Annotated in this window: 21 protein-coding genes; 15 read left to right on the forward strand and 6 right to left on the reverse strand. The window is 49.7% G+C overall.

Annotated elements, in window-relative coordinates:
* Window positions 1-525: 525 nt before the first annotated feature.
* Window positions 526-1,890, forward strand: a complete 1,365-nt coding sequence (gene ffh / locus BUC30_RS09635; RefSeq protein ID WP_014547033.1) for a signal recognition particle protein — start codon at window positions 526-528, stop codon at window positions 1,888-1,890.
* Window positions 1,891-1,904: 14 nt separating this feature from the next.
* Here the strand turns inward: ffh and BUC30_RS09640 are convergent, their stop codons facing one another.
* On the reverse strand, window positions 1,905-3,278 hold the full coding sequence (locus BUC30_RS09640; RefSeq protein ID WP_073424629.1) for a GGDEF domain-containing protein: 1,374 nt from the start codon (window positions 3,276-3,278) through the stop codon (window positions 1,905-1,907).
* A 323-nt stretch (window positions 3,279-3,601) separates the two neighbouring features.
* On the opposite strand from BUC30_RS09640, the gene rpsP reads away from it, so the two are divergent.
* The 10 genes from rpsP to BUC30_RS09690 all read left to right on the forward strand — a co-directional run bounded on the left by rpsP (window position 3,602) and on the right by BUC30_RS09690 (window position 11,406).
* Window positions 3,602-4,015, forward strand: a complete 414-nt coding sequence (gene rpsP, locus BUC30_RS16445; RefSeq protein ID WP_073424630.1) for a 30S ribosomal protein S16 — start codon at window positions 3,602-3,604, stop codon at window positions 4,013-4,015.
* 181 nt (window positions 4,016-4,196) lie between these two features.
* Window positions 4,197-4,751, forward strand: coding sequence for a ribosome maturation factor RimM (gene rimM / locus BUC30_RS09650; protein WP_073424631.1), 555 nt, complete (start codon window positions 4,197-4,199; stop codon window positions 4,749-4,751).
* The gene (trmD, locus tag BUC30_RS09655; RefSeq protein ID WP_014547027.1) at window positions 4,748-5,452 is read left to right on the forward strand and encodes a tRNA (guanosine(37)-N1)-methyltransferase TrmD; all 705 of its coding nucleotides are present in this window, start codon (window positions 4,748-4,750) and stop codon (window positions 5,450-5,452) included. Before rimM ends, trmD begins: the two co-directional genes overlap by 4 nt.
* A gap of 16 nt (window positions 5,453-5,468) precedes the next feature.
* Window positions 5,469-5,816 (forward strand): 50S ribosomal protein L19, encoded by a 348-nt coding sequence (gene rplS / locus BUC30_RS09660; protein WP_073424632.1) that lies wholly within the window; start codon window positions 5,469-5,471, stop codon window positions 5,814-5,816.
* A 31-nt stretch (window positions 5,817-5,847) separates the two neighbouring features.
* Window positions 5,848-6,756: a Crp/Fnr family transcriptional regulator gene (locus BUC30_RS09665; protein ID WP_073424633.1), complete on the forward strand. Its 909-nt coding sequence runs from the start codon at window positions 5,848-5,850 to the stop codon at window positions 6,754-6,756.
* Window positions 6,753-7,652, forward strand: a complete 900-nt coding sequence (locus BUC30_RS09670) for a Crp/Fnr family transcriptional regulator (RefSeq protein WP_073424634.1) — start codon at window positions 6,753-6,755, stop codon at window positions 7,650-7,652. The genes BUC30_RS09665 and BUC30_RS09670 overlap by 4 nt, the downstream gene beginning before the upstream one ends.
* A 202-nt stretch (window positions 7,653-7,854) precedes the next feature.
* Window positions 7,855-8,220: a preprotein translocase subunit YajC gene (yajC, locus tag BUC30_RS09675; RefSeq protein WP_073424635.1), complete on the forward strand. Its 366-nt coding sequence runs from the start codon at window positions 7,855-7,857 to the stop codon at window positions 8,218-8,220.
* Between the two features lie 2 nt (window positions 8,221-8,222).
* The gene (gene def, locus BUC30_RS09680; RefSeq protein ID WP_014547023.1) at window positions 8,223-8,762 is read left to right on the forward strand and encodes a peptide deformylase; all 540 of its coding nucleotides are present in this window, start codon (window positions 8,223-8,225) and stop codon (window positions 8,760-8,762) included.
* A 38-nt stretch (window positions 8,763-8,800) separates the two neighbouring features.
* Window positions 8,801-10,015 (forward strand): SpoIID/LytB domain-containing protein, encoded by a 1,215-nt coding sequence (locus BUC30_RS09685; RefSeq protein ID WP_244536574.1) that lies wholly within the window; start codon window positions 8,801-8,803, stop codon window positions 10,013-10,015.
* Window positions 10,012-11,406 carry a radical SAM protein gene (locus BUC30_RS09690; protein ID WP_073424637.1) on the forward strand — a complete coding sequence of 465 codons (1,395 nt, stop codon included), beginning with the start codon at window positions 10,012-10,014 and terminating at the stop codon, window positions 11,404-11,406. The genes BUC30_RS09685 and BUC30_RS09690 overlap by 4 nt, the downstream gene beginning before the upstream one ends.
* Window positions 11,407-11,522: 116 nt before the next feature.
* Here the strand turns inward: BUC30_RS09690 and BUC30_RS09695 are convergent, their stop codons facing one another.
* Window positions 11,523-14,222, reverse strand: coding sequence for a fibro-slime domain-containing protein (locus tag BUC30_RS09695; protein ID WP_244536575.1), 2,700 nt, complete (start codon window positions 14,220-14,222; stop codon window positions 11,523-11,525).
* A 201-nt stretch (window positions 14,223-14,423) separates the two neighbouring features.
* On the opposite strand from BUC30_RS09695, the gene BUC30_RS09700 reads away from it, so the two are divergent.
* Window positions 14,424-15,062, forward strand: a complete 639-nt coding sequence (locus BUC30_RS09700; protein WP_139260821.1) for a hypothetical protein — start codon at window positions 14,424-14,426, stop codon at window positions 15,060-15,062.
* 55 nt (window positions 15,063-15,117) lie between these two features.
* On the opposite strand, the gene BUC30_RS09705 is transcribed toward BUC30_RS09700, so the two are convergent.
* Window positions 15,118-15,465 (reverse strand): hypothetical protein, encoded by a 348-nt coding sequence (locus BUC30_RS09705; protein WP_073424640.1) that lies wholly within the window; start codon window positions 15,463-15,465, stop codon window positions 15,118-15,120.
* Window positions 15,466-15,593: 128 nt separating this feature from the next.
* Between BUC30_RS09705 and BUC30_RS09710 the strand changes: the two genes are divergently transcribed.
* Entirely contained in the window at window positions 15,594-15,749 is a 156-nt protein-coding gene (locus tag BUC30_RS09710; RefSeq protein WP_244536576.1) for a hypothetical protein, read from the forward strand.
* Here BUC30_RS09710 and BUC30_RS09715 read toward each other — a convergent pair.
* The 3 genes from BUC30_RS09715 to BUC30_RS16095 form a co-directional block, all read right to left on the reverse strand.
* Window positions 15,746-16,222 carry a hypothetical protein gene (locus BUC30_RS09715; protein WP_073424642.1) on the reverse strand — a complete coding sequence of 159 codons (477 nt, stop codon included), beginning with the start codon at window positions 16,220-16,222 and terminating at the stop codon, window positions 15,746-15,748. The two genes, BUC30_RS09710 and BUC30_RS09715, sit on opposite strands and share 4 nt — an antisense overlap.
* A 66-nt stretch (window positions 16,223-16,288) precedes the next feature.
* Window positions 16,289-17,545, reverse strand: coding sequence for a phosphoglycerate kinase (gene pgk, locus BUC30_RS09720; RefSeq protein ID WP_012820223.1), 1,257 nt, complete (start codon window positions 17,543-17,545; stop codon window positions 16,289-16,291).
* A gap of 116 nt (window positions 17,546-17,661) precedes the next feature.
* Entirely contained in the window at window positions 17,662-17,832 is a 171-nt protein-coding gene (locus tag BUC30_RS16095; protein WP_170861525.1) for a hypothetical protein, read from the reverse strand.
* Between the two features lie 287 nt (window positions 17,833-18,119).
* Here BUC30_RS16095 and BUC30_RS09725 point away from each other — a divergent pair, with 287 nt between their 5' ends.
* Together BUC30_RS09725 and folB are read left to right on the forward strand one after the other, a co-directional pair.
* The gene (locus BUC30_RS09725; protein WP_073424643.1) at window positions 18,120-19,169 is read left to right on the forward strand and encodes a hypothetical protein; all 1,050 of its coding nucleotides are present in this window, start codon (window positions 18,120-18,122) and stop codon (window positions 19,167-19,169) included.
* A complete protein-coding gene (gene folB / locus BUC30_RS09730) occupies window positions 19,163-19,531 on the forward strand; it encodes a dihydroneopterin aldolase (protein WP_244536577.1) in 369 nt (122 codons plus the stop codon). The genes BUC30_RS09725 and folB overlap by 7 nt, the downstream gene beginning before the upstream one ends.
* The last annotated feature ends 3 nt before the right edge of the window (window positions 19,532-19,534 follow it).

The following is a 19,534-nucleotide window of genomic DNA, read 5'->3' on the forward strand; positions in this document are numbered from 1 at the left end:
GTTCGCTCGACCTGCTATATTCATCAACGTCAAAAATTATTTAGTAGAAAAATAATTTTTCTACTGGATAATTTTCTTTGAGGGCGTTCCCGCACATATATGTGCGTCGGGCTATATTTGACGGCTATGGTTCTCCAGCCCTAAAAATCAATCCACGCGCAGCTCGATATTTGACTCTTTCTGCAAATTTTGGATTATTTCCCTATTCTGTTTTTTTAAACAAACTCATATAATATGAGACGTGCCAAACAGCAACTATTCGAAAAAATTGGATAGTTGCGAACGATTTTTTCACAAATTACGAGATCAAACAAGCGTTTTTATTCAAATTTGAGCACTAAAGGGTGGGTGGGCGGGGTAAGCCCAGGCGTTGCGGGCTGGCATCTGAAGCCCGCTAGAGTGGGTAGCGGAAGCCCCCGGCTGAAGCGAGGGAGAGACTTCTCCCTCCCCCATGTGGCTTTTTCACTAACATTTCTCTCGTCTCTCGTCTCTCGTCTCTCGTCTTATTACTAAATTTGACCTACTATGTTTTCACAGCTGACTGATTCTCTAGAAAATACTCTCAAGAACCTGCGTGGGCAGGGCAAACTTACCGAAGAAAATGTGGCGGAATCGCTGCGTGAGGTGCGTCGCGCGTTCCTCGCTGCCGACGTGAACTTCAACGTGACCCGCGACTTTGTGAAGTCTGTCAAGGAAAAGTCCATGGGCGCCGAAGTGCTCAATTCCGTGACCCCGGGTCAGCAGATTGTGAAGATTATCCACGACGAACTTGTGGCCGTCATGGGTGGCGAAACTAAGGAAATCAATCTTTCCGCACCGTCTCCGGTGGGCATCATGATGGTTGGTCTGCAGGGTTCGGGTAAGACGACTTTCGCAGGCAAAATTGCCCTCTGGATGCGCAGCAAAAAGAAGCGCAAACCGCTCCTCGTCGCCGCTGACGTTTACCGTCCGGCCGCTATCAAGCAGTTGCAGGTGCTCGGCAAGTCCATCGGCGTTCCGGTTTATGACGAAGGCCAGGGCAATCCGGTCGAAATCATCAAGCACGGCTACCAGTATGCTAAGGACAACGGTTTTGACCTCGTGATTTACGATACCGCAGGCCGTTTGCAGATTGACGAAGAGTTGATGCAGGAACTCGAAAAGGCCCGCGACGCGGTTCATCCGGACGAAATTTTGTTCGTTGCCGATGCTATGATCGGTCAGGAAGCGGTGAATGTCGCCGAAACGTTCTGGAACCGCCTGAACTTCACGGGCGTCTGCCTCTCGAAGATGGATGGCGATACCCGCGGCGGTGCAGCGCTTAGCATCAAGAAGATGACGGGCGTGCCTATATGCTTTATCGGCGTTGGCGAAAAGCTGAACGAAATCGACCTTTTCCACCCGGACCGCATGGCTAGCCGAATCCTCGGCATGGGCGACGTGGTATCCCTCGTGGAAAAAGCACAGCAGGTCATCGACGAAAAGGACGCGAAGGACCTCAAGAAAAAGATTCTCAACAACACGTTCGACTTGAACGACTTCTTGAAGCAGCTCCGCACAATCAAGAAGCTCGGACGCATCAAGGACATTTTGAGCCTCATCCCGGGACTCAACAAGCTCCCGCTCGACCAGATTGACGAAAAGCAGTTGGTCTATGTGGAAGCTGTCCTCAGCTCCATGACGCCGAAGGAACGCAAGAAGCCGCAGATTATCGACGGCAGCCGCAAGGCCCGTATCGCAAAGGGTTCCGGCACGGACGCCGCCCGCGTGAACGCGGTCCTCAAGCAGTACGAAAGCATGAAGGAAATGTTCAAGAAGGTCGGCGATTTCGCCAAGCGCCAGAACAACGGCGGCACGATTGGCTCGAACTACACCCCGCCTAAGGACAAGAACAAGAAAAAGAAGCGCTAAGCGAACGCTCGGCGTTAGATATTCATTCTCGCGCCGATGGTTCTGATAATCGTATTGATGATTTCGTCGCGACCCCCCTTGAGGGACATCTTGTTCTTGTACATCATGGCGTCGGCGCGTTCAAATACAGCGGCAGTATTCTTGTCGTGACCTTTGTCATACACGGAAATGCCGCAAGCCACAATAACCTTGTCTTCTTCGGCATTGCGCTTTACGGTTTCATAAAATTGCTGTGAAAGCTCTTCGCGGTTAGTGAAATCAGACCCACGCAAAACTACAACAAATTCATCACCGCCCACGCGAAATACGGGGCTATGCTTAAAGGTTTCGCAAATAAGCTTAGCCGCATCCCTAATGTATATATCACCCGTCTTGTGTCCCTGCGTATCGTTTACAGTCTTGAGGCCGTTCACATCACAGAGAGCAATCGCAAATTCAATATCCTTACCGCACTTGATTTGCTGATCCAATTTCTTTTCAAATTCACCGTAAGCGTTCTTGTTCCTGATGCCGGTCAAATCATCGTGGCGAGCCTTTTCATAATTGGCACTCGCCTCTTCCCTAATTTTCTGTTCACGGCGCACCTGCGCATCCACGTTGGTCACGCTGATAACGACATGATTCTTGTCGGCATAGACAGCCACCAAATTCACGTACATCGGACCATTGGGGCTATTCAGTCGGTACGTCATCGAGAACACACCATGTTCATCGAGTTCACGCAAGAAAGCTTCTCGCTCTAAAGCGGCAGTAATCAAAGGAATATCTTCACTATAGATGACCTGCATGGCATCCTTCTTCAGCTGATTGAAGAAGTCATCGCCTTCAACCGTAATGCTCAACTCGCAGAACAAGCGTTCACTCTTGTACTGTGCAAAATGGTCTGTCACCAAATCCACCATGTACAAGGCATCATAGCGCTCAGCAAGCGCCATCACAATCTGGCCATAAGTCTTGCTCTTTGACGCCTTCTGTTCCAATTCCAATCGTTCACGTTCTTGCTTGTCAATGTTGTTCACACCGATAATCAAATATTCCCGCCCCTGCGAACAGCCAAGGACAGCCTTCATCTGGAACCAGACGGGTTCCCCTTCCACCAGCAGACGGTACTTGAAATTAAAAACGTTATCGTCTTGAATCGCTTTCAAGAGCGTTTCGCGGTTGATATGCTCCGAGAACGACTGTTTGTCTTCGGGATAGACGACGGCTTCCATATTGACCTTCGTATCCGCCCAAAAATCTCGCGTATCGGTCAGTTCTAGCTTGGTATGCTTGCCTCGAAATGCAAACAAAGCATACTGATTAGTCTCGTTATCGACAAAGAATACGCACTCGTAATCAAGTGAAAGTGCAGATGCAACATCTTCAAAAGTCAATTGCATATCCATAGAATGGCCCCTCAAATCACTATACATACTTAATATAACTCTTTATTTGAGGAGAAAATCGAAAAACAACTGGAATTCAGCCACAGATTGTAAGAAGTTTGAAATATATCACACATAGGTAATCCGCCGGCTCAAATTTGGCGTTTTTGAATGAATTTCGGCAATTTTATAGATTTTTGCGCCGCTCAACAAATTAATTTATAAGAAAAGGACGGATTTTTTTTCAGTGCCGTCCTTTACACACAAAAGTAAGTTTGCTATATTTGGCATCAAAAGAACAAAAACCCCGAAATTTCGGGAAAAACCCCATAAAGAGGTATAAAATGGCAACTGTTATCCGTCTCGCCCGCTTCGGCAAGCGTCACAACCCGATCTACCGCATCGTCGTCATCGACAACCGCAAGGCTCGCGACGATAGCTTTATCGAACAGGTCGGTTTCTTCAACCCGAACCTCAAGCAGCCGGAAATCCGCTTCGAACAGGAAAAGGTCCTCAAGTGGCTCTCCGTCGGTGCACAGCCGTCTGACACTGTCAAGTCTCTCCTCAAGAAGACTGGCATTTCTGACTTGTTCCACGACCTCAAGGCCAACCGCTCCATCGAAGGCAAGGCTCCGGTCGCTCGCGAAATCAAGTCTAAGCAGCGCAAGTTGAGCCCGAAGGCTCAGGCTCGCCTCGAAGCCGAAAAGGCTGCCAAGGCAGCTGCTGAAGCTCCGGCCGCTGAAGAAGCACAGGCTTAATTACGCCTTTAATAAAGAGTCTCGTGCCACATGCACGGGACTTTTTTTCTTGCTAGTCAGCAGTCAACAGTCATTAGCTTTTAGTTATAAAACGCACCGCAGGTGTCAAACTTCAACTAATGACCAATGACTAACAACTAATAACCAAGCACAAACAACCATCTCTCGTCTTTCTTCTAAAATGGACTCTCAAGAATTCATCACCGTCTGCCAGCTCATGCGTGCGCATGGCGTCAAAGGCTACATCAAAGCGATGCCCCTGACCCACGACCTGACTCGCTGCAAGAGCCTCAAAGACGTGCGCGTTCAAAAGAGGAATGGCGAAGTTTTGGAACTCACCCTCGAAGATGCCAAGCAGGCAAACAACCTCTGGCTTTTGAAATTCAAGGGTTTCGACACACCAGAATCACTCTCCCCGCTCGTCAATGGCGACGTCATGATTCCCGAATCCGAACGTCTCCCGCTCCCCGAAGGCGAATACTATCTTGACGACCTGGAAGGTTTCCGCGTCCACACCGAAGACGGTCGCGACGTCGGCGAAGTCATCGAAGTGCAAGAACTGATGACGGTCGATGCGTTCCTCATCAAGTTCGACCTTGCCGTACAATCCGAATTCAGCAGCAAGTCCATCCTCGCCCCTTGGATTGACGATTGCGTCAAGGAAATCAACGACGAAGAAAAGTACATTGTTTGTGATAGCGACTATTTAAAATCCGTTTGCCCGGAGGAACGATGAAGATCGACTGCATCACCATCTTCCCCGAAATGTTCGCACCGATGAAAAGTTCAATCATGGGCCGCGCACAGGCAAAAGGCTTGTTTGAGTTCAATACAGTCTATCTGCGAGACTTCGCCATCAACGCCTACGGGCAGGTGGACGATGTTCCGTACGGTGGCGAACCGGGCATGGTACTCCGTCCCGAACCGCTTGCGAAGGCCATTCGCAGCACGGGAGTCAAGGAAGATGGCGGAAAAGTCATCTACCTCACGGCAGATGGCGTCCCCTTCACACACAAGATTGCCAAAGAACTCTCTCAAGAAAACCACCTTGTTCTTGTCTGCGGACACTACAAGGGAATCGATGACCGCATCCGCCAGACCGAGGTCGACATGGAAATTTCCATCGGGGACTTCGTCGTAAGCGGAGGCGAACTTCCGGCGATGCTCGTCACGGACGCCGTAGTGCGACTGCTGGACGGGGCTCTGGGCCACAAGGAATCCGGTGAAACGGACTCTTTTGCGCAAGGCGTTTTGGGCTGGCCCGTCTACACCCGCCCCGAAGAATTCGAAGGAAAAAAGGTGCCTGAGGTGCTACTTTCCGGTCATCACAAGAACATTTCAGAGTGGAGACGTCAAGAATCGTTAAAAAGAACGCAAGAAAGACGCCCCGACATCTTTAAAAATCTTGAAATAAATACTACATTTGGCGACAAATAATAACGAGGTACACATTATGTCCCTGAACATTGAAGCAATCCAAAACGAAAATTTGAAGACCGACCTTCCGGAATTCCGTGCTGGCGATACCGTTACCGTTAACGTCAAGGTTATCGAAGGTACCAAGGAACGTATCCAGCCGTTCAAGGGCGTCGTTATTCAGCAGAAGAACTCTGGCATCGGCAAGTCCATCACGGTCCGCAAGATGTCCGGTGCAGTCGCTGTCGAACGTATCTTCCCGGTCAACTCCCCGCGCATCGACTCCATCGTTGTCGAACGCTCCGGTAAGGTTCACCAGGCTCGCATTTACTACATGCGCGACCTCCGCGGTAAGGCTGCACGTATCGAAGAACGCCAGGCTTAATTAGCCGGACTTCGAAGGCGGTTATTTCCCGATGATTACGGGGAATTCGCAACCAAGACTTATCCCGCCCACGCGACTCCGCGTGAAGGCGGGTTTTGTTGTATCCTCACCAGAGGACGAAGACAAGAAAATCATCCTTTTGAACGAAGGTGAGCTTGTCGCACTCGACCCTAAAGCGAACAACAAGGTCGTTTTCAAGATCCATCCCGGAAATCTCGTGGGCGTAGGCGCCCTGCTTGAACGCGAACCCGTACGCTATATTTTCCAGGCGACCACCGATTCCACCATCACCATCATCAATGACGAGTGCATGGAATCCGAGCTAAAGGCGCTCCCCGTCTGGCTTTTGGCAGCTATCAAGGCGATTTCGGCCAAAACGCGACGCATCAACGAGTCCATCCGCGCTGCAAAGACGGAAAATCCGCTCGAAAGCCTCGCCTCTTTCTGCAAGTTCTACAGCAAAGACGAAATTTTGCAAAAGCAGTTGCTGTTGCAAGAATTCTCGTGGCTCACCAAGACGCCGTTCCCCGCTGCAAACGAAGCGCTAAAGACGCTGATCCGCCGCAAGATGCTCATCCCGCAAGCCAACGGCTCGACGCTTACCGTCCCGGACCCGCGCCTTCTTGAAATTTTCGCGGACTACCTTAAGACGCAAGAACTTGAACTTCCGTGGCTTCCGTTCAAGCTCACGCTCCAGCAAAAGAGATGCCTCGTCTGGCTATCGACACTCGCCCCCGAAACGACCATGGACGGCTCTGCATGGATAAATTTATTCAAGGAACACCACCTTGAAGTTAGCGTTGCAGACTGGCTCCAAATGCAGCAATTTGAATGGTTCAGCGAAAAAGAGAACAATCTTTTTGCGCTTAGTTTTGACAAAGTAAATTACTATTTATTGGCATTGCAGTACGAGCCAAATCTCAAGGGGACGGTCAAATGATTTTGAGAGAAGGCGAAAAACTCTGCCAGCAAGGCGACCACACCCATTCCTTTTACATCGTCAAAAGCGGTACGCTTACCGCGACTTCTAAAGACGAGCAAAACGGCACGCAAGTTCTGAATTTCGGACCCGGTTCCACGTTTGGTGAACTCTGTCTCATCGCAGGCGAACCCATGGATTACACGGTTTGCACCGAAGAAGACTGCGAACTCGAAGTCATTCCGCAAAGCGCCTTGCACGACACGATGAAGGAACAGCCCATCTGGCTCAAGTCCATCCTCGCATTCCTCACGCAACGCAACCACATTGCGCAAGAGAACAAGCGTAAGAGCGACTTGATTACAACGTTCCCATCGCTGTTGTTTGTACTTTCGAGGGTGCCCGCAAAAAATATTAGTTTAGATGCACTACAACACGAGATTGCTCATTTTTCAAAGCTTTCTGCGTTCGGTACATACAAACTACTAGTCATTTTGCAAGACTTCAAGCTCGTCCGTCTGCAATCGGAATCCGTATCGGTCGAGAACAAGCCGCTGATCAAGATTCTCTACGAAACGCTCCGCCATCGCGCCATTTACAAGAGCACATCGCCGAACATTCTTTCGCTTACCGACCAGGCAATTCTTACCGCATTCGTGAAAGCCGCCTGCGATAAAGGCGACCTCCAGTCCGACGGTCTCGTTGCAGTAAACTTGAACGATTTGATTGAGCAGACCAAGCGTACCATGCACGGGATGAGCCTCACCCCGCGAAATCTCGAAACGCTTTTGCAAAAGCAGCTCCTCAAAGAGCTCCCCAAAGAAAAATATTGCGCCAACTTCGACAGGCTCCTAAACCTGCTCGAACTCAACCGCATTTATCCATTGCTCGATAAGAAATTAATTACTGGTCAGTAGTCATCGGTCATTAGTCAATAGACTGTATGTCATTCCCGTCCCGGAACAAGTCCGGGATGACAGTCGGGAATCGCCTTCTTGTAAAACGAAAAAAATTCAAGTATCGATTATTGCCAGCAATTCTAAGCTCTAAGTTCTAAGTTCTAAAATCCAAATTACTATCTTTGTTACGTAACACATTCACCCTTTTACAAGGTTCAATATGAAACTCTCTGCACTTCTCGTGACTCTTTCCTCCATCGCCGCTTTCGCTCAGGACGCAGCCGCTCAGCCGGAACAGCCGGGCGCTCTCGCTAGCTTCCTCCCGCTCATCCTCCTCTTTGTGGTGATGTGGCTCTTCTTCATCCGCCCGAAGCAGAAGGAAATGAAGCAGATGGACGAAATGCGCAAGCAGCTCAAGAAGGGCGACAAGGTCATGACAGCCGCTGGCATCATCGGCACCATCGCTAGCATGGAAGAAAACATCATCATGCTCCGCACTGGCACCTCCACCATCGAATTCGAAAAGGCTGCCATTCTCCGCGTCATCAACAACGACACTTCCGCTAAGGTCGAAGAAAAGAAGTAATCATGGCCATTCTCCCCATCAGAATTTATGGTGATCCGGTACTTCGCAAAAAGTGCGAACCCATCACCGAAATCACGCCGGAACTCCGCCAGCTTGCAAAAGACATGCTCGAAACCATGTACGATGCTCCAGGCTGCGGCCTTGCCGCTCCGCAAATTGGCAAGAACATCCGTCTCGTGGTCATCGACACCGCCATTCCAGACGAAGAGGAACCGCGTCCGTACATCATGTTCAACCCCGAATGGGAAGCTGAACCGGATGCCAAGAACGTCGATTACGATGAAGGTTGCCTCTCCCTCCCGGAAATTTTCTGCAACGTTGTCCGCCCGGACCGCGTGACAGTGCGTTTCTTTGACATCAATGGCGAAGCCCAGGAAATTCATAACTGCGAAGGTCTGTTCGCCCGCTGCATCCAGCACGAATGCGACCACCTCAACGGCGACCTCTTTGTCGATAAGATCTCGACGTCAGACCGCACGATGAATCAGTCCAAGCTCCGCAAGATGGCAAAAGAAACCCAGGCGAAGCTCAAAAAGAAATAAGGTCCATGGGCCTGCTCCGGATATTTTCAGCAGTTGCTTTGACGACACTCTCCTTGGCGACCTCATCTCTTGCGGCCGGCAATTCTGAGTATAGCCCGATCGAAGCAAACAGCGTATCTGAGCAGACCATCGTTCCTCAAAAAATAGCCAAAGAACTCAACCGCCCTATCCAGGTGGGCGTCTTTGTCGGTGTGCCAAACATTTTCGTCCGTCAAAAGAACGAAGAACTGCACATCACCGCCTCTAAAGGCAAACTTAAAATCAAGACAAAATCAAAGCGCCAGCAAACCGCAGACCGACGCGTTTTCAAGGCCACAGGATCTTCCGCAAGCGATTGCATCGCCATTGCAACAGACAAGGCAGGCCTCAATAAAGCCTGCTACAACGGTGAATTTATCGTCACCGCCAATGGCAACAAGCTAAACGCCATCAATGTCATCGACATTGAAGATTACTTGCGTGGCGTCGTTCCTTACGAAATCGGCAAACTCGACGAATCCAAGTTCGAAGCACTCAAGGCACAAGCTGTTGCCGCACGCACCTACGCGTACAAGCACTTCGGCAGTCGAGTTGCACAAGGCTTTGACGTTTACGCCGACACACGCGACCAAGTCTACAAAGGTCTCCACAGCGCCACAGAACTTACAGACAAAGCCGTCCGCGAAACCGAAGGCGTCGTGATGACGTACAACGGAGAATTCATCACCGCCTATTACCATTCCACTTGCGGAGGCGAAACCGAAGGCGTTGTTACCTGGGGTCGCCCAGACCACCCCTATCTCAAGAACAAGCCCGACCTCCGCCCCGACGGAACGCCGTGGTGCCGCGAATCAAGCTACTCGGAATGGACTCGTGAATTCACCGAAGATGAACTTCGTGATTTATTCCAGATAAACGCAAAAGAAGCAAAAGCAAACGTCCCGAGTTTTTCGAGTATCAAGTCGATGCACATTCAAGACACGCTCAAGAGCGGTCGCATCCACACGCTCGTCATCGAAACGAACAACGGTTCTTTCACTGCCAAAGCAGACAAAATCCGCTGGCTTTTCAAGCGTGGCGGCACCATCCTCCCCTCCAGCTTTTTCCGCATCCACAAGAACGGTAATGAATGGATTCTCAAGGGCAAGGGATTCGGGCATGGCGTTGGGCTTTGCCAAATGGGCGCTCGCGCTCGCGCACAGGCCGGTCAAAGCTACATCCAGATTTTAACGCACTATTACCCCGGCATCACGCTGGAAAAATTCAAGAGATGATAGTCGTTTTAAGCCAGGGCTGTGCCGCAAATTTCGGTGACGGTGAAAAGATTGCGCGCATTCTCTCGCAAAAATCCGAAGTCACGTTCGAGTTTCCAGAAGCGAAGCCGGCGCATTCCACAAAAGCCGAGAATGCCGCGGACTTCCGCACTGAAAAGCCCGAAGCATTCTACTTGAACGTTTGTACGGTTAAAGGCAATGCAGGCGCCATGAAGCTTCTGCGCAAAGCAGCGAGCACATTTCCGGGCGTTCCCATATACATCACGGGTTGCGCCCCCAAGGACTTCTGCGAAGAAGCGCTCCGCACCGTTCCACACGTTCAATTCACAAGCCTGAAAGAACTTGAAGATTCGGCAGCATTACCAACCCAGCCCGCGCAATCACCCTCAAGCCAGATAAACGCGCGCACTCCCGACAGCAATAAAGCCTCTCGCAATGTCCTTCGCGAATCCCCGTTCGTCGGCATAGTGAACATCGAAGAAGGCTGTCTCGACGCATGCGCCTTCTGCAGCACGCATCTCGTCAAAGGACGCCTCCACAGCTTTGCGCCTCAAACCATCGTGGATCAAGTCCAAGCGCTCGTCGATGACGATTGCCTCGAAATCCAGCTCACCGGCCAAGACTGCGCCTGCTACGGTTTTGACATCGGCACGAATCTCGCTGAACTCACGCAAAGAATCCTCACACACGTGAACGGCAATTACCGCATCCGCCTCGGCATGGGCAATCCGCGCCATGTCCTCGGCTATCAAGAAGCGCTTTTGGATTGCTTCACGGATGATCGCATTTACAAGTTCATCCACATTCCCGTCCAGAGCGGCAGCGAAAACGTGCTCAAGGCGATGAACCGTCGCCACACCGCACGCGACTACGCGACCCTCGCCCACGCCTTTACCGAGCGATTCCGCAAGTTCACGCTCAGCACCGACCTTATCGTCGGCTATCCCGGCGAAACCGACGCAGATTTCAACGACACGTTAAAGCTTTTGAAAGAAACTCGCCCGACAGTCTGCAACATCACGCGTTTTGTCGCGCGCCCAGGCACTGTCGCCGCGCATCTTGAGTCAACAATAAACAGCGCGCATCTCGAAGCTAGCAATTCAGAACGTCTCGCCCCCGCCCCCCTTGCAGTCCCCGACACCGTCAAGCACGAGCGTTCCGCGATTCTCGCCGAAGCATTCCAGCAAATTGCCATCGAGAACAACAGCGAATGGATTGGCGATGAATGTACCGTCGTCACTGAAAAGCAAGGCTACCGTGCCGGAACCACAATCGCCCGCAACGAGGCGTACCGCCCAGTCGCCCTTCAAGGCACATTCCCTGCCGGGCAAACGCTCCGCGTCCGCGTCACCGATGCAGAGCCCTTCGCATTAATTGCGAAGCCTCTCTAGCCATTCCTGCGCAATTCTCGCGCATTTTTCTAGCAACCAAAGACTATTGACCATTGACTATTAAAAAACTCCCCGTGGCATTCACCACAGGGAGTCTTGAAAATCTCTAAGAAATCTTATTTCTTCTTAGCGGTTCTACGGTAACCACGTCTCGTCGTTTCAGTAGTACGCTGGAACGGCATCGTCATCACCGTTGCGTTATTACCGTTACTCAGATAGCAGTATTCGTAGGCTTCCTTAACGACGGTCATCTGGTAAATGTACGGACCCGTTGCAAGCAAGCGACCCTTATCCGTCACCGGATACATCTTGATCGTAGCAGTCATGGCACCCGATGCACCATAGAGCTTTGTATTGGAGCAACCAGGAACTTCCATACCATTCGGAGCAGACGGATTACCTGTACCCAGAGCCTTTTCATATTCTTCCTTAGTCACGCGCTTGTTGTACTGGTTCACAAAGTGACCCAAGTGGTCAAACACGCGAATATTTACCTGGAACGGCTGAGTTGTCGAGAAATGCCATTCAGAACAAGATTCATTACTCTTCTTGCCCGGAATCTTAGAAGAACCATCATTATAGCAGAGAGTCGAATTCGTAGCCTGACCAGCGCCATAAACAACGCCATTAGCAACAACTGTATTGCCCTTGCCACCAGAAGCCATAGTTTCATCGGCATGATCCTTAGCCCACTTCAGCGGGTCGGTGCCACTGACAGCCGGAATCGGAGTCAAAACGAGGTCTGCAGTCATGTCTGTCGGAATCGTACCATCATTGCTTTCTGCAAGATCCGAAAGCTTCTGAGCTTCTTCCGTAAAGTCCGGACGGTCGTATGCCGGGTCATCAGGAATCACAGGCGTCGTAGCCACAGCGGTATAAGAAATCTTACCCCACTTTTCACGTTCATCAAAGCCTTCCACGTGCTTGCCAGAACTAGAAGCCACATAGAAATTCACCTTCTGAGACCAGAACATCAACTGAGACCATTCGATATCCGTATAGTTACCACCGTTGCCATCGTCATGAAGTCCCTGACTAAACGGTACGTTGAAAGCAATGCGGTCATCGCCCAAAAGTCCGCCATCGACAATATTGCCAGCAGCATCCTTCACAACACCTTCAAACTGGTACATCTGACCATCGGCACCCTTGTCAATCGGTCCCGTCATCGAAGTTACATAGAAACCATAGACAACAGTCTGCTTCACACCATTTGCATCAGTCACTTCACGCAAAACCACCATCGCCGGGATGCCCATATTACCCGAGTTCTGGATAGCGGCAAGGCTGGAGTCAGCAAGCGGGACGTTCATATACATGCTGTTATGAGACACACCGTTTTCGTCCACCTTCACAACGACATCGCTCACAGAAGGCTGACCATAGCGAGACGGAGCGAGTTCAGCAAGAGACGTACGGATGTAAATGTTAGAACCATCGGACTGGCGGTCAGCATAGAAGAAGTGCAAATGATGCCAGGTATCATCAGCCCAGCCAGACACGTCACTAGAATTCAAGCAGTTGGTATAAGTGGCAAGCGGTTCACCAGCATGGCAACCATGGTTGTTCATAGCCAAAGTCTGGATATTGACCTTACCCGGAGCAGCCAAGTGCGTACCGCCCAAGTCCACAACAAGCACACCGTCCACAAAGATCCACATGTCATCGTCACCGGCGAATTCAAACACTTCCGGAGTCGGGAGCTGGTTAGAAGACTTATACTTGAAACTTGCATAACCCATCATAGTGAAAGCGTAGTTACGGAGATGCTGCATGCCGAGGCTACCATTCATAGCAGCGGCGTTCCATGCGGCACTATAACCATTTCCAGTCGGGTTCACAGCACGCGGACCACCCTGATTCAACCAGTCCGTGCAGAGCTTAGCCGTATTCTGTCCCAAGAAGTCAGCCTGATCTTTAGCATACTGATAATTGTACGGCGGGCAGAAAATGGAGAGCGTCTGCGGACCAAACTGATCGCACACACCATTCGGCTGAATAGAGGCATTACAGGACTTCGGACCAACCCATTCTCTCGTAAGCGGGTTAATACTGTCGAGCGGAGAATAACCACCATTATTGTAGTTATAGTCATAAATGTAATACTTGGATTGCGTATCCTTCGGGATATCCATCGTCGTATTGACACGTTTATTCTGGCCAGGAACATCAAGGAACCACTGGTCAAAAAGGGAGTTATCACAAAGGTCATTCTGCTTAAGGATGACAACATCGTTAAGCATATCGATTTTGCCTTCTTCCTTAGGAACAAACATCAAATACGGCTTTACCATCCCCGGCGTGTAAATAACCGGGTTATTCCAGTTCATACCGCCACCTGGGCACTTGTAGCCACTGACATTTTCTTCAGCATTCTTGTAACCACGAAGTGTAATATTGCCGTTTTTCTGGGAGCATTCACCGTATTCCAACACGGTTCTAGTAGTAGAAGTCCCTTGCAAATAACCCGGCAAGAGCAAGTTCGCCTGAATCGGAAGACCATCGGTACCAATCTGGGCACCCACGATCCCCTCCCGGAATGTATTCATGTTACCACAAGTAGTGTGATAAGGAGCATTGGCATACCATGCATTGTCGTAGCCAAACATATTCATGGCTGCGCCGGTAGCGGTCCTGTAATTATAGATTTCGTTAATATGATTAACTGATTCTTCCGAGAAATTTTCAAAGTCAGGGTGATTCGGCTGAAAATCGCGAATCACAATATCCAACGTACGGACATCCTGGGTCTGGGCAAAAGCAACAACGGAACAACCAAACAGAGCACCGAGGGTTATCCATCTATAAAATTTCATAATATTCCAATCTCCACCTAAAGATAGGTTACAACAATTCCACCTAAATATAAACCAAATAAAATGAAAAGAGGTCTTGCAATATTGCAAAATATATGTAAAAACATAAAATCTTGAGAAATTTCAACAATTACCGTATTATATCGAAAAAAACACAGCGTTCACAAGCTCTTTTTGAACAGATTATCTATTTTTTCGCGCGTGAATTGGTCCATTATTTTTTTTATCGCCATGATGCTTTTGCTCTTGCGCATTTTGCGCTTGAGAATCCGCGCCAATACAAGCCGTTCTGAGTCATTCAAGCGACTCCCCGCCAAAGATCAGCTGGCGGTGCTCAAGGAATGCCTCCTGAATAATCCTTCGGAAACAAACCTCAAAAATCTTGCCGATTTTGCCGAACGCGCATCGATAGAAATCGACATCGAAAGCTACCGTCCGTTCCTCAAGTCGCAGTTAGCCATTTTCGGTCGTAAAGACGCCATCGCCGAAGACAACGAGCTTTATATTGCAGAATCTGCCTGGATGGACAAAATTAGACCTCTCGAATTTCAAGAAGCCTATACATTCAAAAGCGAAAACAATACGCAAAAATATATCGAAAGCAGCCTAGAAGGCATTGCCCGCCTGTATTCTGACAATACCATACTAGACGAACTCGCAAAACTCGCCCCGAATTATCCGCATGCAAGCGAACTCGCCGAAAGCTACAAGCAGCTCATGCAAAAGCGAGACGAAAGCGGTGCCGACGACAAGTCCCTCGAAGCCCTCCGCAAGCTCAAAGACGCTTGGGAAGAAGACCTCTTGAACGTGAGATTAGTAGACATAGGAAGTAGACGGTAGGAAGTGGACTACAATCCTTAACGTCATGCTGAGGGCAAACGCCCGAAGCATCCAGTTACTTTTCTAAAAAATCCAACGCTTCGCCCGCCAGTTCCACGCAACGATTGCACGGGATGATCTTATTCGGGCGAATTTCCTTACACTTGGTACAGCCTTGCGCCCCGCGCTTAAAGACTTCTTCAATCGATTCAGCATGGTCGGGCTGCATCATCTTCGCGGCATAGAGCGCCCCGCACAAGCCGTCCGGAGCCTTGCCGCCGCCAAACGCACGGAACATTTCGGCAGCCTTCACCGCCTCTTCTTCGGACTTGCCCGTTGCTCGCGCATAGCCATAAGCAACAGCCATGGCACAGTTACCGCGCTTATCCGCATGGAATTTCTTCGAAAATTCAGCAATTGACATAAAAGCTCCTTTTACATTGTCTCGCCGGCCTCCGTGTTCTTTGACCACTTGCGCTTTAGCGCTTATGTGGTCATGATCCGCGAATGGGGACGGCATCACCTTTTCTTATAAATATATATATTCTAGACATGCCTAACGAAAACAACGACATTCAAAATCTTGACCTCGACCAGCTCATCGGCAACATGAGTTCCATCAACAGCGAAGACTACTGGTTCACCAAAGTCTCAAAAATCGAGGAACACGACGAAACCGCCGAGCCCAAGCAAGGCGAACAAGACTAGAACGAAAACGCCAAAACGGCGCCGTAACGCCCATCCAGTGGATTCAGCAAGGGAGCGATTCCAACCTGCATGGAATTGCTTGAATTTTTAGAAATTTCCCACTTTTGGTAGTATTTTTCATACTTACTGCGACGGAGTAAAGTCGCGATTTCAAAGATTATATATCCAATCCCAGCCGTTCCCATAATAGCTAAGGGAGCGATAATACCAACCATTTCCATGGTAGACATTTTTCCACCGCGAGATCCCGCACCCAAAGCCACAGGTAAAGAGATACAACCAGACGCGATCATGCCCCCAATATAAGTCCAAAACATCACGTCTTTCACAAAAACATCGGTGTGATATTTTTCCAAGTTGTACTCGTACATTTTCTGATAATACGCCGCCGAATCAACTGGCGTAACAGTAGCCGGTTCATCAGCCAAGCATGGCATCATCAACAACGCGACACACAACAAAATAATTTTCATGCGAATTAATATAAAAAACTCCGCACAAAAATGCGGAGCTTTTAAAATCCAAAATTTTATTTTGAATTACTTGTCAGTAAGCACTGCAACACCCGGAAGAACCTTACCTTCCAGGAGTTCGAGGGAAGCGCCACCACCCGTAGAGGTGTGGGTCACCTTCTTGTCTGCGCCGTACTTCTTGGCAGCCGTAGCGGTATCGCCACCACCGATAACGGTGATTGCGCCAGCAGCGGTAGCTTCGACGATAGCGTCAGCCATAGCCTTGGTAGCCTTTTCGAAGGCTTCGAATTCGAACACGCCTGCAGGACCGTTCCAAACGATGGTCTTTGCGGACTTGATAGCGTTCACGAAGAGCTTGGTGGATTCAGCGCCCACATCGAGGCCCATCCAGCCAGCCGGAATGCCTTCAGCGTCAGAGACAGCCTTGGTAGCAGCGTCGGCAGCGAACTTGTCAGCAGCGATGTAGTCGACCGGGAGGATGATTTCCTTGCCAGCAGCCTTAGCCTTGGCCATCAGATCCGGAACGAGCTTGGCACCTTCTTCGTCAAACAAAGAAGAACCGATTTCGATGTTGTTGAGAACCTTCTTGAAGGTGAAAGCCATGCCACCGCCGATGATGATCTTGTCGGCCTTGTCGAGGAGGTTGTTGATGAGCTGGATTTTGTCAGCGACCTTTGCACCGCCGAGGATGGCAAGGAACGGACGCGGAGGATTGTTGAGGACCTGGTCGAATGCCTTGAGTTCCTTGTTCATGAGGAAACCAGCAGCACGCTGCGGGAGTTCAACACCAGTCATGGAAGAGTGGTCGCGGTGAGCGGTACCGAAAGCGTCGTTCACATAAACGTCAGCGAGCTTGGTGAGGCTTGCGCGGAATGCCTTGACGGCTTCCTTGTCGGCCTTTTCCTTAGTTTCGGTGCCATCGGCGTTCTTGATCTTGCGCTTGCCTTCTTCTTCGATGTGGAAGCGGAGGTTTTCGAGGAGGATGATTTCACCCGGCTTGATAGCAGCGCAGGCAGCTTCAACTTCCGGACCAACGCAGTCCGGGAGGAACTTCACCGGCTTCTTGATGAGTTCTTCGAGCTTCTTAGCAACCGGGGCGAGCGTGTACTTCATGTTCTTTTCGCCATTCGGACGGCCGAGGTGGGAAGCGAGCACGACTGCTGCACCCTTTTCGAGAGCGTACTGGATGGTCGGGAGAGCGGCTTCGATACGCTTGGTGTTGGTGATTTCGCCAGTCACCTTGTCCTGCGGAACGTTGAAGTCGACACGGATGAACACGCGCTTGCCGGCGAGTTCGAGATCTTCGATAGAAAGCTTTGCCATTATAGCACCTTCTTTTTTAGAGTTAAAATTTTACGGATGAAAATATAGTAACTTTTGCGTAGGGCGAACAAAGCGAAGCTGCTTGCAGATTCATTTTTGAGCCCAGCAAAAGACGCTCAAAGAGCGTCAAAGGCGAGAGCAGCGGCAAAAGTGTACAAGGCGAGAGTAGCAAAATCGTACTTGCGCGAATTTATTACCGAGCCGTAGCCACGGACGCTGTAAGCGTCAAACAACTTGTTGTTTTGACATTGCCGAGCCGTACTAGATGCGCTCCAAAGGAGCGCCATATAGTAAAGTAGTCACTAGTTACTAGACGTTAGTTGTTAGAAAAGTCTTCTTGGAGTGTCACAACGACATTAAAGACCTCAATCGTCCAATCACTTCGATTGAATTTCTTGTAACCAGATTTTTACAAACAAAGCGTTAAACCGTACAATTAATTGATAATTTTATCACACCAATAATTTATTCATCGCATTTGTGATTCTCCGCGTGAAAAAAAATTATATAATTCACTATCGGTGTTTTTTTTATATATTTTTCCAAAAAAATTGGATTATTCGGAGTAGATACGATGAAGCGTTCTTTCTTATTGGCCCTATGCCTTTCCGCTGCAGCAGCTTTCGCTGGAGTTTATGATATCGCTGATTTTACGGCAAAAGATGCCGTCATGTCTGACAATCAAGTTTTTGCCTCTAGCGGCGAACTGAGCACAGCTTCTGTTGACGAAGCTGCCGCCGTTCCTTCCGGAAACGTCGTTCTCCGTCAGAAGTTCGCACAGGAATCTGGACTCAATGCTTATCAGCTTTACATTGGTCAAGTCGGCGATCTTTCTTCCATGACCGCTTTGAGCATTCCTTCCACAGTTTCTTACAAGAACGTCATCAAGTCCAAGCTTTACGTTCGCCGCGGCATGAAGCCGGGTGACGACGCCGAAAAGGTCTACTTCGATGGCAAGTACGTTTACATTCCGGGTGCCACATCCGCAATCACATTCGTGAACGGCATCGCAACAGAACTCAAGGGCGAAGCTCCGTCCGCCTCCGCAAGTTCTGCTCCCAAACAGGAATGCGATGAATTCGACGTTTCTTGCGACGAAGACATCATTGCAGCAAAGAACAACAACAGCTACGATGTTTCTGGCGACCTGAGCCGCACAAACTCCCGTGCAGACGCTCGCGATTACTCTGCATCCGCTGCCGCACAGGACGTTACCGACCGTTTCGGTATTGCTGACGAAGTCCGCTTCTGGAGTGCAGTTGCACTTTCTGCAGTTGCCGCAACAAGCGCTGTTGTCGGTGTCCTCAAGCAGATGAAGTCTAGCGAAGCTGACAAGGCTTACAAGGATCTCGAAGGTGTCGCTAACATTGTCGGTGAAAAGATCGAAAGAACTTGTAGCTCAATTAGCGGTGTAACCAACCAAGAAAAATGCGTTGACTGGTACAAGAACAAAGCAGACGCATCGGCATTCATTGCTCAGAAATCTGGCTGGACCTATGCAAATCTCCAAACGAGAATGCAGACCAACAAGGACACCAAGGATTCCTACGCCATGGCTCGTAACATCTGGTTTGGTGTATCGGCACTTACCTTGACTACAGCTATCGTATTGTTCGCATGGTAATGGAACAAGGGCGAATCCGACTCAAGGACGTTCAATTTGATTGTATTGTAGGCATACTCCCCTACGAACGCGAAAACGAGCAACCAATCATCTTGAACCTGACCCTTTGGTTGGACTTTGCCAAAGCTGCAGAAACAGAAGATTTAAACGAATCTATTGATTATGCAAAGCTGGCGGAAGAACTTAAAGGGTTCATCCGCCTTTCTTGTTTCAAGCTGGTAGAAACGCTTGTTGTAAAGACTGCAGAATACGTCTTGGAACATTACCCCAAAGCAACCGCCGTTGAAGTCTCCGTTGCAAAGCCTAAGGCGGTCCCCGGCTGTCTAGGCGCCGAAGCAAGCATTAAAATCAGTAGACAGTAGGCG

Origin of the sequence: Fibrobacter sp. UWB7 (assembly GCF_900142945.1) — a bacterium.
Classification (GTDB): domain Bacteria; phylum Fibrobacterota; class Fibrobacteria; order Fibrobacterales; family Fibrobacteraceae; genus Fibrobacter.